The organism is Puniceicoccus vermicola (genome assembly GCF_014230055.1).
In the GTDB taxonomy this organism is placed as follows: Bacteria; Verrucomicrobiota; Verrucomicrobiia; order Opitutales; family Puniceicoccaceae; genus Puniceicoccus; species Puniceicoccus vermicola.
This window is the reverse complement of record NZ_JACHVA010000033.1, coordinates 114,843-127,719: the sequence shown is the minus strand read 5'-3', so window position 1 is coordinate 127,719 and position 12,877 is coordinate 114,843. Positions and strand designations below refer to the sequence as shown.

The 12,877-nt window shown below is 55.6% G+C and carries 15 protein-coding genes and 1 pseudogene; 6 read left to right on the top strand and 10 right to left on the bottom strand.

The genetic code is table 11. The features are described from left to right. The 4 genes and pseudogenes from H5P30_RS03045 to rpsT form a co-directional block, all read right to left on the bottom strand. Positions 1 to 264: pseudogene (locus H5P30_RS03045) on the bottom strand (transposase family protein); the annotation flags it as partial. A 184-nt stretch (positions 265 to 448) separates the two neighbouring features. After that, positions 449 to 544, bottom strand: coding sequence for an AURKAIP1/COX24 domain-containing protein (locus tag H5P30_RS03040; RefSeq protein WP_185691489.1), 96 nt, complete (start codon positions 542 to 544; stop codon positions 449 to 451). A gap of 51 nt (positions 545 to 595) precedes the next feature. Continuing rightward, a complete protein-coding gene (locus tag H5P30_RS03035) occupies positions 596 to 1,315 on the bottom strand; it encodes an RluA family pseudouridine synthase (protein WP_185691488.1) in 720 nt (239 codons plus the stop codon). An 89-nt stretch (positions 1,316 to 1,404) separates the two neighbouring features. Continuing rightward, on the bottom strand, positions 1,405 to 1,659 hold the full coding sequence (rpsT, locus tag H5P30_RS03030; protein ID WP_185691487.1) for a 30S ribosomal protein S20: 255 nt from the start codon (positions 1,657 to 1,659) through the stop codon (positions 1,405 to 1,407). A gap of 154 nt (positions 1,660 to 1,813) precedes the next feature. On the opposite strand from rpsT, the gene yajC reads away from it, so the two are divergent. Continuing rightward, complete coding sequence (gene yajC / locus H5P30_RS03025) at positions 1,814 to 2,128, top strand: preprotein translocase subunit YajC (protein WP_185691486.1); 315 nt, start codon at positions 1,814 to 1,816, stop codon at positions 2,126 to 2,128. A 24-nt stretch (positions 2,129 to 2,152) separates the two neighbouring features. Beyond that, positions 2,153 to 4,681: a protein translocase subunit SecD gene (secD, locus tag H5P30_RS03020; protein WP_185691485.1), complete on the top strand. Its 2,529-nt coding sequence runs from the start codon at positions 2,153 to 2,155 to the stop codon at positions 4,679 to 4,681. A gap of 134 nt (positions 4,682 to 4,815) precedes the next feature. Here the strand turns inward: secD and H5P30_RS03015 are convergent, their stop codons facing one another. Beyond that, the gene (locus tag H5P30_RS03015) at positions 4,816 to 5,049 is read right to left on the bottom strand and encodes a hypothetical protein (protein ID WP_185691484.1); all 234 of its coding nucleotides are present in this window, start codon (positions 5,047 to 5,049) and stop codon (positions 4,816 to 4,818) included. Between the two features lie 27 nt (positions 5,050 to 5,076). Continuing rightward, positions 5,077 to 5,895, bottom strand: coding sequence for an endonuclease/exonuclease/phosphatase family protein (locus tag H5P30_RS03010; RefSeq protein WP_185691483.1), 819 nt, complete (start codon positions 5,893 to 5,895; stop codon positions 5,077 to 5,079). 146 nt (positions 5,896 to 6,041) lie between these two features. Here H5P30_RS03010 and H5P30_RS03005 point away from each other — a divergent pair, with 146 nt between their 5' ends. The 3 genes from H5P30_RS03005 (at position 6,042) to H5P30_RS02995 (ending at position 8,433) form a co-directional block, all read left to right on the top strand. Beyond that, entirely contained in the window at positions 6,042 to 7,508 is a 1,467-nt protein-coding gene (locus H5P30_RS03005; RefSeq protein WP_185691482.1) for a phospholipase D-like domain-containing protein, read from the top strand. A gap of 80 nt (positions 7,509 to 7,588) precedes the next feature. Next, positions 7,589 to 8,128 (top strand): FmdB family zinc ribbon protein, encoded by a 540-nt coding sequence (locus tag H5P30_RS03000; protein ID WP_185691481.1) that lies wholly within the window; start codon positions 7,589 to 7,591, stop codon positions 8,126 to 8,128. A 161-nt stretch (positions 8,129 to 8,289) separates the two neighbouring features. Continuing rightward, the gene (locus tag H5P30_RS02995; protein ID WP_185691480.1) at positions 8,290 to 8,433 is read left to right on the top strand and encodes a DUF3096 domain-containing protein; all 144 of its coding nucleotides are present in this window, start codon (positions 8,290 to 8,292) and stop codon (positions 8,431 to 8,433) included. Positions 8,434 to 8,464: 31 nt separating this feature from the next. Here H5P30_RS02995 and H5P30_RS02990 read toward each other — a convergent pair whose 3' ends face one another. Next, positions 8,465 to 9,319 (bottom strand): transglutaminase family protein, encoded by an 855-nt coding sequence (locus H5P30_RS02990; RefSeq protein WP_185691479.1) that lies wholly within the window; start codon positions 9,317 to 9,319, stop codon positions 8,465 to 8,467. Positions 9,320 to 9,352: 33 nt separating this feature from the next. Then, entirely contained in the window at positions 9,353 to 9,796 is a 444-nt protein-coding gene (locus H5P30_RS02985; RefSeq protein WP_185691478.1) for a hypothetical protein, read from the bottom strand. 160 nt (positions 9,797 to 9,956) lie between these two features. Between H5P30_RS02985 and H5P30_RS02980 the strand changes: the two genes are divergently transcribed. Beyond that, positions 9,957 to 10,286, top strand: a complete 330-nt coding sequence (locus H5P30_RS02980; protein ID WP_185691477.1) for a hypothetical protein — start codon at positions 9,957 to 9,959, stop codon at positions 10,284 to 10,286. Here H5P30_RS02980 and H5P30_RS02975 read toward each other — a convergent pair. Beyond that, positions 10,252 to 11,034 (bottom strand): hypothetical protein, encoded by a 783-nt coding sequence (locus H5P30_RS02975; RefSeq protein ID WP_185691476.1) that lies wholly within the window; start codon positions 11,032 to 11,034, stop codon positions 10,252 to 10,254. The two genes, H5P30_RS02980 and H5P30_RS02975, sit on opposite strands and share 35 nt — an antisense overlap. A 12-nt stretch (positions 11,035 to 11,046) precedes the next feature. After that, positions 11,047 to 12,810 (bottom strand): arginine--tRNA ligase, encoded by a 1,764-nt coding sequence (gene argS, locus H5P30_RS02970; protein ID WP_185691475.1) that lies wholly within the window; start codon positions 12,808 to 12,810, stop codon positions 11,047 to 11,049. Positions 12,811 to 12,877: the final 67 nt, after the last annotated feature.

Genomic DNA, 12,877 nt, shown 5'->3' with positions numbered 1-12,877 from the left:
CGCAATGCGTTCGGTCTTCGTCCCGCAGCGCCCGCAGCGAACCCGACGGACACTCAACTCCAGACTTAACCGCTGATCCAACAGATCACAGTCGCTAATACGGCGCAGCGACTGGTCGTGAATCCTCCGGCAACTCTGCCCACAACCTCCACAGACCGGATCGTTTAGGGCCTCTAGGATGAACAACAAATGCCCTTTTCCCAGATGCTTGTGTTTATACAAAGTGTAGCCTTCCCAAAACAGGGAACATAGTACAGACTTCATGTTGAAGCGGTTTTGAAGTGGTTGATGTTAGTGTAGTTACAACATCAGTTAACTTCGATTCCGCTTCTTTGCTACTTCTTTCCCGCCAATCGACGATGAACCAAAAAAAAGAACCTTCCGCGAGGGAAGGTTCTTTTCAAATCGTTTGTTCGCAGCCGAAGCCGTGAACCGATGTAGGTCGTTCTTAGATGACCCGCTTCTTGTGCCGGTTGGCGCGAAGGCGCTTGCGGCGCTTGTGCTGGTTCATCTTGAGACGGCGCTTTTTACGTAGGTTGCCCATAGTTCTTCAAAAATTGAATGGAATATTGCTTGGTGTTTGCGGAAAAAACGATCAAGAAAGCGAATTTAGTGCCTCTTGTAAATCCTTTTCTTCAGGGAGATGAGCCTGAATCCACTTAATAAAGGATTTTGGGGGCTTTGAGGTGAAAGGCTGATCCCCCAGGAGTGGGGCGGAGAGCTGGTGGAGATGGATGGCCGGACCCGGGAAAAGGATGAATCCGCGTCCGCCGGGTTTGCGGGTTCCGGGTAGGTCGGGCCGGGAGATAGGCTCGTGCTCGCCGTAGAGGCTTTCACCCGCGATGGGGAGCCCTATTTCGGAGGCGTGGAGTCGGATTTGATCCGGGCGGAGGAAATCCGTCTTTGCTTCCCAGAGTTCCAGGGTCTCGCCACGAATGATTCGTTGAAATCGAGTTTGGGCCCGTTTTCCCGTGGTGTGGGAAATCAGGGATTGAGGTTTGGTGTTATGAACGGCGACCGGAAGATCGCAGGTGATGTCATCTTCGGCGGGACCTCCTCTCGTAAGGAGAAGAAAGCGAAACGTCCAGTGGTTCGATCCATAGTCCTCTCGCAAAAGCGAGAGGGATTCGCGGCTTCCGGCAAAAACGACAGGTCCTCCGCAGGGGAGAGAGTAGGCGGCGGTCGCTCCGTCGCCGAGAAGGCTTTTGTAAGTCGGACTGTTTTCCTCGATCCGACTTCTTAGGGCAGCCTGAAGTGAAGCTGTTGCTTCAGCTGCATTGGGTGCTTCCTCGCCACCGAGCGAGGGTTGGTCCAAAACGGACCAAGATTCTCCGGCCCCCAGAAGAATAATTTTCTGAGAGCGATCGCCCCACTCACCGGGGCGAAGGGAAAGGATTCCGGGCCTCAACGAACCAAATCGGAGACAGATGCCTTATGCCGATTGGCTTTGTTCGGATGAATGATGGAGGACTTGGCAGCCTTGTCGCTCGCAGCGATGTAATCGCGTGCAGCGCTTTTGGCCTGATCGGAGTCGCCTGTTGCTCGGGCAGCCTTGACCTTCCGGGCAAGGGTCTTGAGCCGCGAACGGACCTGTTTATTGTGTTCGGTCCGCTTCTCGATTTGCCGGATGTCCTTGAGAGATGCTTTAGTGTTCGCCATCGAATTTAGAAAAAGGATGGAGAAGATGGAGTTTTCGCCGGACTGTCAATCCCTTTTCGGAGAGTTTCTCGTGATTCATCCTTGCCAATTTAAGAGTCGGAACCTTTTCTTTTCGGTTTCGTCTTTTCACAAGCCTAACCAATAAAACCCAGTCATGGACCTTCCGATTCAACTCGCTACACAAGTAGCCCCCGGCGGTGGCGCCGGCGGTCTCACTCCGATTCTTTTCTTCATCCTTCTTTTTGCAGGGATGTGGTTTTTGATCATCGCTCCGCAGCGCAAGCGCCAAAAACAACAGGAAGCGATGATTAAAGCGCTGAAGACCGGCGACAAGATTCTCACTTCCGGAGGCATCTTCGGGGAGATCACGAACGTCAAGGACGACCGTCTGGTGGTGAAAGTCGCCGAGGGGGTTAAGGTCGAGCTCGGCCGGTCCTTCGTAGCCAACAAGGTCGAAGATCCCTCCTAAGGGGACTTCGCATTGAGGCAAAACATGTCCGGGGGTATTCTCTGGAAGGCCGTCCTGTCGGTAGCGATCCTTGGGTGGGCGCTGCTGAACCTCGTCCCGTTTGAGGACCGCGAGTTTGGCCCGTATGTGGTCGAGCAGGGGAGTCAGGAGGAAGTTCAAGCACTGGTGGACCGCGCGTCTGCGGGAGTCGAGGCGGGAGAATACCCGTCCGTCTACGTAGGAATGCGGGAAATCGTTAACGCGGAAGGAATCGATCTCGCTTCCTATTTCCCCGAGATCAATCTCGTGGATATTCGGAATCAGGAGCGTCGCAATGAGGTGCTCCTGCGTGAGTTGTTGAAGCGCTCGAAGAAGAATCTGCGTTACGGTCTCGATCTTGAGGGCGGGGTTTCGTTTACCCTCCAACTCGACGATGAAGCCTTGGCGGATATGAACCAGTTTCAGCGGCAAGACCAGCTGAAGCAGGTCGTGGAAGTCATGCAGAACCGGGTGAACGGGCTAGGGGTCGCCGAGCCAGTGATCCGGCCAGTTTCGGATAATAGCGTCCAGATCCAGCTCCCCGGAATGAATTTGCGAGACGATCCCGAGGGGATTGAGTCTCTGCGGAAACCGGCACGTTTGGAGTTCCGCTTGGTGAATCGGGATATGGTTCCGTCGGAAGGAATTTCCGCTCCCCTGGGATATGAAGCTCTCTATATTGAAGAGGAAAACCAGGAAGGCGAGATCGTCGAGCGAGGTTATTTTGTAAAGCGAGTTGCCGAGGCGACGGGTTCGATTGTGGCCAAGGCGGGTGCGATGCAGAATCAGTCCGGCGGTTTTCAGGTCTATATCGATTTTACCTCCGAAGGGGATAAGCGTTTTGCCGCGATCACCGAAAAGATCGTCGAAGGGAACAACGAGACCGGTTCGGTCGGCCAGTTGGCCATCGTTTTGGATGGGGAGCTGAAGAGTGCGCCGACGGTCCGTGAAGTGATTCGTGGAGGAGCAACGATCTCCGGGCGTTTCTCGCAACGGGAAGCCCTGGAGCTGGCGAATACCCTCAACAATCCTCTCGAATACGAACTTTCGGTCGAGGAAATGAGCGAAGTCGGACCTTCTCTCGCGGCGGACGCCCGGGATAAGAGTATCCTTGCGGCCGAGATTGGAGCCGGGCTCGTGATCGTATTCATGATTGCTTGGTATGGCCTCGGCGGAATCGTCGCGGTCATCTCGATCATCGTAAACGTTTTGATCGTTCTCGGTGTGCTTGCGAGCCTCGGGGCGACTTTAACCCTCCCAGGTGTAGCCGCGTTGGTGCTGACTGTTGGGATGGCGGTGGATGCGAACATCCTCATTTTTGAGCGGGTGCGGGAAGAACTCCGTGCCGGCAAGAAGACGACGAGTGCTCTTCTTGGCGGTTACGACAAGGCCTTCTCGACCATCGTGGATGCGAATGTCACCACCTTGATCACCGCGGGGATCCTGATCTGGCTCGGTAGCGGGCCAGTCAAAGGCTTTGGGGTTACCCTTGCCATCGGGATTTGTGCCTCGGTCTTCTGTGCTTTGGTGGTCAGTCGTTTTCTTCTCGAGATCCTGGTCTACAAGGCCGGTGTGAAGAAGATTCTCGGCTTCAGCCTTCCCGGGCCGTTGTCGGTCGACTTCCTCCGTTTCCGCAAACCAGCATTTCTGGTTTCCTGGTTGATCGTCGCCTGCGGCGTGTTCGCGATCTGGTCCCATTGGGATCACCTCTTCGGCATCGATTTTGTCGGAGGAGATGAGATTGCCGTCGCCTACGAAGAGAAGATTCCGATTTCCGGGATCCAATCAGCGGCGAACGAGGGTGGCTTTGGCGAGGTGACCTCAGTGTATCAGGTCAACATGATCGACGACACAGAATCGCTGACGATCCAGACCGAAGTTGGAAAGGGCGAGGAGTTCTTTGAAGCCCTCAAAGCGCAGCACCCGGAAGCCGGTTTGGTCCTCGAAGGGCAGACCAGCATCGGGGCTTCAGTGAGTGAGCACATCCAGCGCAACGCGATCATCTCCGTTGGCGTGGCTCTCCTCGGCATCCTTCTCTACATTGCACTCCGCTTTGAAGTGGGGTACGGGATCGGGGCTGTGGTCGCGACGATTCACGACGTTTTGATGACGATCGGGATCTTCGTTTTGGCCGATGGACAGTTCTCCGCACCGATGATTGCCGCGATTCTGATGATCGTCGGTTACTCGATCAATGATACGATTGTTGTCTTTGACCGTATCCGGGAAGAGTTGACCCTCAACCCGACCTATACCTTGAAGAAGGTGGTCAATCTCGCGATCAATATGACCCTCGGTCGTTCGATCCTGACCAGTTTGACGACGTTCATGGCAGCCTTTGCGCTCTATCTCGCCGGCTCGGGAATCATCGTTGATTTCGCATTCGTCTTCTTGATCGGGATCATCACCGGAACCTTCTCTTCGATCTACATTGCCAGCCCCATTTTCTACTGGTGGCATAAGGGAGATCGGAAGCACGTGGAAGACCGCGAGTTGACGCCGAAATACGATTGGCAGACCGGGTCATCCGAGTAGTCGGTCCGGACTCCACCCAATAGTTCTTTACAGGCGCGTTCGCCAGTGGACTTCGGTCCCGGGCGAGCGCGCTTTTTTTTGTCGAAGAATCTCCCGGCAATCGGGTGCAGATTGGAGCCAATCTTATACCGAATTTAGTAAGTTTTGACCGTTATGGTGCAGCGCAGAATCGAAGCAGCGCAAGGCGCAGGGATCGGGTTCGTATCGAGATACGCTCCAATCCCTGCAACGCCGCGACCTTCGATTCTGGGCGCATCCCCTTGGGACGGGCGGGAAATGAGCCTGAGCAGCGTTAGCCCAAATAACACGGGTCGCAGACCCGCCTTCAATTGGGCCGCCTTGCTCAGACTCATTTCCCATCCCGCCATAACTATCAAAACTTCCTAAATTCGGTATTACTCGACCGGTGCGATGGGAGCGGTTCCACGGTCGATCGGCTCGGGAATCTCGAAGCGCATGAAAACCGGACGGTGATCGCTGACGTAGCTGCGGATCGTCTGGCAGGCGTGACACTTCATTGGTTCTGGGAGGAAAATGAAGTCGATGCATTTCATCGGACTGTGGGCCGGGAACGAACGCGCCTTTTCCGGGTGGAGGGCGTACTCGTGATGACTCTTCATGTATCCAAAAAGTTGTGCGACGGCATCGCGGCGTAAGGTGGCCCGGGCGTTGAAGTCGCCGCAAACGATGGGCCGGTGCAGCAGAGGGTCCCCAGGCATCGAGAGTTCGTCGTGGAGGAAGCGGATCACCTGTTCCACCTGGGCGAGGCGTTTCACCCGCGAACGGAAATCGAGGTGGAGATTGACCACGGACACCATGCCTTCGGGGAACTCGATTCGGGCAAAGAGGAAGCCTTTCTCTCCGAGCTGATTCTTCCCGAATGGCACGGTCACGGCCTCGCGAATGGGGTAGCGGGAAAGGATCGCGTTGCCGTAGGCGAGTTTTTTAGCGCCATCCCGGCGGTTGTGGACGCCGAGGTAGGAGTAGGGAAGAGACTCTTTGTTCTGAATCTCTTCGAGGAGATTGATGTGACCATTCCAGTGGGAAGACTCATCGACCTCCTGAAGGCAGACAATATCGGGATGAAAGCGGTCGAGTAGCTTGTTGATACGCTCCAGTTGCTTGCGGATTCCGTTGGGAGAGTGAAACCCCTGATAGAAGGAAAGGCCGCGCCCGTGGGCGATGTTCAAGGTGATCAGTTTTCGTTCCGGCATATTGGAGAAGTCAGAATGGGGCGCAATCGTGGTGAGTTTGTTGGGGAATTATGAAACCCTCGTTGGGGCGGAGGCAACAGGAGGATCGGATTTTATCCGAAATGCGGCGGAGAGATCTGCGGTTGCCGATCCCTCCACCTTCTTTCATGTTTCTCGAACACCTAGCTATGCTCGATTCTCTTCACGCACTTTGGAAGGACCTTTCCGAGCCCTTCTTCAATGGCATCAGTATTCTGATCGGGTTCACCTACGCTCATGTGCTGACTTGGCTCGGGTTTTTTCTCGGGATCATGATTATCGGGAGAATGCTAAACGAGAAGCGGACCCCCAGTAACATCTTTGCCTGGGCCTTTGCCGTGTTGTTTATGCCTCTGATTGGGGTGCCTCTTTATTTTCTCCTCGGAGGTCGGAAGAGCCGGGGCCTTGTCGAGCGGAAGAAGAAGGTCATGGAGGACTCCCGCTATCTGGCGGGCGAGGACGTGACTGCGGAAGAGTTGAAACGCCTGCGGAAGACAGAAGGGAATTCTTGTCAGTTGTTGCCCGATGCCACGGCCACCTACAACGCCATTATGAATGGCATCGAGGAATCGGAATCCTGCATCCACATCATGACCTACATCCTTACGAAGGATGAGGCGGGGATGCCGATCATTGAGGCACTGATCCGCAAGGCAAAGGAGGGAGTCAAGGTGCGCCTGCTTCTCGACGCCTTTGGGTGTTTTGCCAACGGTGGCAAGTGGGTAGAGGAGCTGAAGGAGGCCGGGGGCGAGGTCGCTCGGTTTATGCCGTTGCTCCCCCTGCACAGCCACTCTTCGGCGAATTTGCGCAATCACCGGAAGCTGGCGATTTTTGATCACCGACGAGCCATTACCGGCGGGCAGAACATCGATATGCGATTCATGGGCCCGAGAATCACAGAAGATACGTTTTTGGATTTCTCCATCGATGTGGAGGGGCCGGTTCTGCGGCACCTTAATTTCATTTTCCTGAACGACTGGATTTTTGCCTCCCGTCAGAAGGCCAACCGGTTCAGCGAAATCTTCTCTTTGGATTTTCCGCAAGCGGGGGATCGGAGTTTGGAGATCATCGAGAGTGGGCCGGAGGTGTCGACCGACGCCCTCTACGAGCGGATTCTCGAGCTGATTCAGGATTGCCGGGATACGATCACGATCGTCACTCCTTATTTTGTTCCGGACGAGGTGCTCTTTCGCTCGCTGATCGTCAAATCTCATGCGGGTCGCAAGGTGCGTCTCATCATCCCGCGGCATTCGAATCAAAAGCTAGTCGACGTCGCCCGGTTTCACTACCTGCGTCAGCTCCAAGGAGCCGGCGTCGATGTCCAATTCTTCATGCCGGGCATGATCCATGCGAAGCTCATCCTGATTGATGGCAAGATTGCCCTCTCGGGTTCAGCCAACTTTGACATGCGGAGCCTGTTTGTGAATTTCGAGATGGGGATCGTTCACACCGATCCGGGTGACTACGCTGCTTTTGCGGATTGGGTCCGGGCCATTGAGAAAGACTGTCAGCCGATGGGCGAGGTGGTCATGCCGGAAGGGAAGGGCCGAAGATTTATCGAAGACTTTGCTCACCTCGTCGGTCCTCTTCTTTGATGCGTAATTTTTGTGAAAGTCGAGTTGCCGTAGCGGGGTGAATGCGCTTTTACGGTGTTCCGAATCCATTCGAAATTCCCATGCCGATTTACGAGTTTTACTGCAAGCAGACCCACACCATCTACAGTTTTCTGAGCCAGAGATTGATTGATGCGGACGAGGTGCCCAAATGTCCGGACGATGCTCGCTACAAGCTGGAGCGTATGGTCTCGGTCTTTAGTGTGACAGGGCGTCACAAGGAACGCGATGAATCAGGCGAAGGTCCGGATCTGGATGACCCCCGCATGGAAGCCGCCATGGCCGAGCTCGAAGGAGAAATGTCGGGGATCGATGAGGAAAATCCCGATCCCCGTCAGATGGGCCGACTCATGCGCCGTATGTCCGAGCTGACCGGTGAACCCTTGGGCGGACAGATGGAGGAGATGGTTCGGAAAATGGAGGAAGGCACCGACCTCGACGCTCTCGAAGAAGACTTCGGGGATGCCATGGATGACGACGGCCTCGACCCCCCGGAAGAAGGCGCGCCTGCAGGAAAAGCCGCCATCCGTCGATTGCTGCAAGCCCGACGGAAAGAACCACGCAAAGATCCGACCCTCTACGACTGGCGGGATTATAGCTAGTTCATTATGAAAGGGTTATGGGATCTCTGAAGGTTTAAATAGCTCTGTTCTAAAATTATTGACTTCGGACGTTTTCGGTCGGAACCGGAGATTTGGTGATACCTGGTAGGAATGAAGGCAGGCTTGCATCTGGAGAGATGCCCGATGAGAATTACCTTCCTATGGAACTCAATCTTACTCTGGAATACCTTCTCGCTCTGATCGCCGGCATCTTGATCCTGGTCCAGCCGAAACTACTCAACTGGATCGTGGCAATTTACCTGATCGTGATCGGCGTGGTCGGCATTCTGGATATTAATACCTAATCGCCGCCTTGGCTGCTCCGCGAGGAGCGGTTTAGATTTGGGCGACGGCGACTTCGACTTTCATGGTCGAGGTGACGTTGCCTGATCCCATGAAGCTTCCCGAGACGGGAGGAATGGATTCCGGGTGACGGTGAACCGCAGTAGCGATGTGCTCGGATCCGGTGACCAGCCCGCTGGTGTTGTCGAATCCGATCCAGCCCGCTCCGGGTAGGTAGACCTCCGACCAGGCATGGGTTGAGCCGTGTTGGTTGCTTCCTGGATTGTGGAGGTAGCCGCTGGCAAAGCGGGCGGCAAATCCCAGGTAGCGGCAGGCTTCGATGAAGAGAGTCGCAAAGTCACGGCAGCTGCCGGATTTCTGTTTCAGGGTTTCGTCAGGAGTCTGTACGCCCGGCTCTTCCCTCATATTGTATCCGCATTCGCTGACGATGGCCTTGCTCATGCGGTCCAGAAGGACATAGGTCTCGATGGCTTCGCCGGGTTTCCAGAAGTGATAGACCCACTCTTTGAGAGATTTCGTATCATTGGGCCAGGTGTGCGTCCGGTAGGGGAGTAGATCGAGCCGTTCTTCCGGTTCAAAGGGAAACGGATAGGTGACGGCCCGCTCATCGACCAGGAAGTCGAGGGGGCGGGTCGCGTAGTTCTCAATGACTACCTCACTCTCGATGCGGAGACGGTTCGAAGGTTTGTGGATGCGTACGATCCCTACAGAATTGCCGTAAATATCTCGATACCACTTTACCGAATGATCCGGCTCCACCAAGAGGCGCGAGGAGGCAATGCGGATATCGTGGCCTTCTCGCGGGCGCAGGAGAAGAGTGTGGTTCGAGAGCTCGACGGGTTCAGAGAAAGAGTACTCGGTAAGGTGGTAGATGCGGATTCGTTTCATAAATTTGGTTTAGCCAAGGGCAAGGACGGACGATCACTCAATGGGAATGGTCTTTCCGAAGAGTTGCTTGGCTTCTTCTTTCATTAAGACGACAAGGGAGAATACTCCGAGGATCGTGCCGAGAGGAAAGGACAGGCAACAGAAGGCTGCTGCGACAACGCAAAGGGTGTGATGGCGTTGTTTGCGGAAGCAGACTCCGATGTAGATGCAGGAAACGACGTGAACGATGATGAAGACCACCAGGCCGATGAACGAGACGTTCACAAGTTTGGCAATCGCGTCTCTGGTTTCGGGATCGGGAGCCGCTTGGAGGAGCTGGTCCATGATCTGCCCATGAAAGCCAAAGAAGGCTAAAGTGGGGAGAGCCAGGAGCCCGAGGATGATGTAGAAGACTCCGAGCAGCTTGAGGTTGTCCCGAGTTTGGTTGAGGGCGTTGCTAGTTTGAGTTGCAGGGGAGTCGACGGGTGCGTTTTCCATGATTCTGTATTCTCCGAGGTCTGACATCGATAAGCGAGAGAAATGAAAGGGCATAAACAGGGCCGCGAGTGGATTGCTCACGATCAAAGATCACGAGGAATTTGGGCCTTGGCTCCCGATGTGGAGCCTGTATTTTTCTGGTTTAGCGCTTATGGAATCGATGCCCTTCCCCTTCTACCCCTTTTTGCTTGGTGGCGGTTTTTCCGCATTATTCTGGATTATCGGACTCGCTTGGAGTTGCTTGGTGATCGCCCTCCACATTGCGATCTTCATCGGGATCAGTCAGGATGCGAAGCGTAAGGAGAGTGGAGGCTTGTTCTTCTTCGGGCCGACTTTTTGGGGCCTATGCGGGTTGGTCTTCGGATTGCTCGGATTGGGAGTCTATTGGCTGATTCATCACTCGAATCTACGGCGTTCCGCCCCGGTGGGTCGCGAGCCAATCGAGCCTCATTCGGTTATCCGCCCCAAGCCCCCGTCATCAGAGCCGTGATCCATCCGCAGGCTCCGGCGAGGGCCAGGATCCAATCGGCGACGGCGACTTTGTCCCGGATTTTGAGGAAGTCGACGACGAGAATGCAGAGGGCGAGCGAGACCACTGCTACTGCGGCGGGAATTTCTCCCAGAACGATCGCGGCCAGGGCGCCGACGATGGTAAAGATGAGTAGCCAGAGCCAAGGGATGGTTTCTCCCTCTTCCCAGAGTCGAGTGCAGCGGGTCTGCAAGAAAAAGGCCCATGCCGTGAGAAGCCAGACAATGATCTTGATCCAGGGGCTGGCCGCGCCCTCGATAGCGGGAAACAGGTTGGCCGCGGTCGCAACGAGGATGCCTACAGCCAAACCGCCGCCGGCGCGGAGTTTTCCGGATTCGTTTTTGGAAGGGATCCGCTGGATGATCAATAGGTAGCCGATGGCGAGCGCCGCGACGAAGGTCCCTGCGAGAAGGATTTCTCCTGAAAGAACGACGAGAGCACTGGCGACAGAGACACTCCAAACGATAATCCACGCGATTCCCAACGATTGACGGTGCCGCGCGGCAAAGCGGTGGCGGGCGCCAGGCTTCAGCTCGGTACTCCCAGGTAGGGAATCGAGCCATCGATCCGCCACATACACCAGCCAGACACCGGCGCCGGTCCACGCAAAAGAGAGCGCGTGGGGGCCGGTGCCGACAAGTCGATCGGCGAGTAAGCTCCACGCGAGAACCGCGCAGACTGTGTCTATGGCGAGGTAGTGGAGAATCACATCCGCATCGGATTACATCTTTTCAAGGGTTTCGATCCCGAGGAGATGGAGTCCGGTTTTCAGGAATAAGAGGGTCCGTGAGCAAAGCATGAGACGGCGTCCCTGTTCGGCAGGATTGTCGACCATGACCCGGTTGGCATTGTAGAAACTGCTGAAGGCATTCGCTAGCTCGAAGAGATAGGTGCAGAGGAAATGCGGACGGAGATCCTGAGTGACCTGTGCCACGGCGGCCGGGAAAAGCGCTAGTTGGCGGGCGAGAAGAATCTCCTCCTCGGTTTGGAGAGCGTCTCCCTGCTCTTCACCTTCTCCGGGCTGAAGCCCTGCCTTTCGGAAGATCGCGTGGATGCGGGCTGCTGCGTAGAGGAGGTAAGGCGCGGTATTGCCGTCGAAGCTCAGCATCTTGTCCCACGAGAAGACGTAGTCATGAGTGCGGTTTTGCATGAGGTCGGCGTAGCGTATGGCACCGATGCCGACGGCTTCGGCGATCGAATCCTTCTCTTCGTCTGGGAGGTCCGGATTCTTTTCGTCCACAATGAGACGCGCCCGTTCGACGCCCTCATCAATCAGGTCGCGGAGCTTTACCGAGCCTCCGCTCCGGGTCTTGATCGCTTTTCCGCCCTCGCCCAGAATGGTTCCGAACCACACGTGGCGCAGAGCGGGCGCTTCTTTGCCAGACGCGGCGAACCACTTATTCACCGTGAGGAAAAGTTGTTCGAAGTGGTCTTGCTGGCGACCATCGGTGACGTAGATAATTTCGCTGGCTCCAAGCTCCTCGCAGCGGTAGGCCACGGTGGCGAGGTCTGTCGTTGCGTAGTTGCTGGCCCCGTCCGACTTCCGGATGATAAAAGGCTGCTCGTTGAAACGAGGATGCTCGGGGTGGAAAACCACCAACGCCCCATCGCTCTCTTCAGCGATCTTCAGGGATTCCAGCTGTTCGCAGACGCCGGCCACTTGATCGCGGTAGTGGCTTTCGCCCAAAGTCAGGTCGAAGGAAACCCCGAGCCGACGGTAGAGGTCGTTGAAGGCCCCTTGGCTCAGCTCGTTGATTTTTTTCCAGATCTCGAGCCTTTCTTCGTCCCCATTTTGGAGAAGAACCAGCTCTTGGCGTGCTTCGCTCTTCGCTTCAGGGTCCTCCTCGACGAGTTGATTGCCTTGGCGGTAAAGATCTTCAAGGGCCGGAAGGGCGGTTACCGGGTCCTGATCGAAGTCGAAACCGAAGCGCTTGCAGGCGAGGAGAAGGATGCCGAATTGAGTTCCCCAGTCGCCAATGTGATTGTCGCGGACGACCTTGGCCCCGCAGAAGGAAAGGAGGCGTGAAATGGCTTCGCCGATGACGGTCGACCGGATGTGGCCGACGTGCATTTGCTTGGCCGTGTTGGGACCACTAAAGTCCATCACCACGGTCTTGCCGCGGTAGAGGTGGTCCAGCCCGTCAGCGAGACGGTCCGGGTCATTAAATGCTGAAGTCCATGCGGTTAGGAATGCAGGCTTCAGTCGGATGTTGATGAAGCCCGGGCCGGCGATGGTCAGGTCGAAGTGCTCCTCACTGAGGGAGGGGTGCGCCGCGATTTTCTCCATCAGGGCCGTCGCGAGCTGCCGCGGATTCGTCTTCAATTGTTTGGCCAAGGGGAGGACTCCGTTGGCTTGAAAATCGCCAAATCGTGGATCGGCGGGTCGGACGACCGGATCAAAATTTTCGGGGAAGTCGGGCAATTCCTGCGCGCTTTCCTGGATCCATGTCGTGATGGAGTATTGGAGATCGAATGCTGGTGTCATAATTTAAAGCTGGACAAGGATATTTGTAATTTGCTAATCTGTCAGGCTTTACGGATTCAAAAGCGTC

Coding starts and splice junctions, on each gene's coding strand:
- H5P30_RS03040 (WP_185691489.1), bottom strand. CDS start 544: ATGGGCAACCTACGTAAAAAGCGCCGTCTCAAGATGAACCAGCACAAG.
- rpsT (WP_185691487.1), bottom strand. CDS start 1,659: ATGGCGAACACTAAAGCATCTCTCAAGGACATCCGGCAAATCGAGAAG.
- yajC (WP_185691486.1), top strand. CDS start 1,814: ATGGACCTTCCGATTCAACTCGCTACACAAGTAGCCCCCGGCGGTGGC.
- secD (WP_185691485.1), top strand. CDS start 2,153: ATGTCCGGGGGTATTCTCTGGAAGGCCGTCCTGTCGGTAGCGATCCTT.
- H5P30_RS03015 (WP_185691484.1), bottom strand. CDS start 5,049: ATGGCGGGATGGGAAATGAGTCTGAGCAAGGCGGCCCAATTGAAGGCG.
- H5P30_RS03010 (WP_185691483.1), bottom strand. CDS start 5,895: ATGCCGGAACGAAAACTGATCACCTTGAACATCGCCCACGGGCGCGGC.
- H5P30_RS03005 (WP_185691482.1), top strand. CDS start 6,042: ATGTTTCTCGAACACCTAGCTATGCTCGATTCTCTTCACGCACTTTGG.
- H5P30_RS03000 (WP_185691481.1), top strand. CDS start 7,589: ATGCCGATTTACGAGTTTTACTGCAAGCAGACCCACACCATCTACAGT.
- H5P30_RS02995 (WP_185691480.1), top strand. CDS start 8,290: ATGGAACTCAATCTTACTCTGGAATACCTTCTCGCTCTGATCGCCGGC.
- H5P30_RS02990 (WP_185691479.1), bottom strand. CDS start 9,319: ATGAAACGAATCCGCATCTACCACCTTACCGAGTACTCTTTCTCTGAA.
- H5P30_RS02985 (WP_185691478.1), bottom strand. CDS start 9,796: ATGGAAAACGCACCCGTCGACTCCCCTGCAACTCAAACTAGCAACGCC.
- H5P30_RS02980 (WP_185691477.1), top strand. CDS start 9,957: ATGCCCTTCCCCTTCTACCCCTTTTTGCTTGGTGGCGGTTTTTCCGCA.
- argS (WP_185691475.1), bottom strand. CDS start 12,810: ATGACACCAGCATTCGATCTCCAATACTCCATCACGACATGGATCCAG.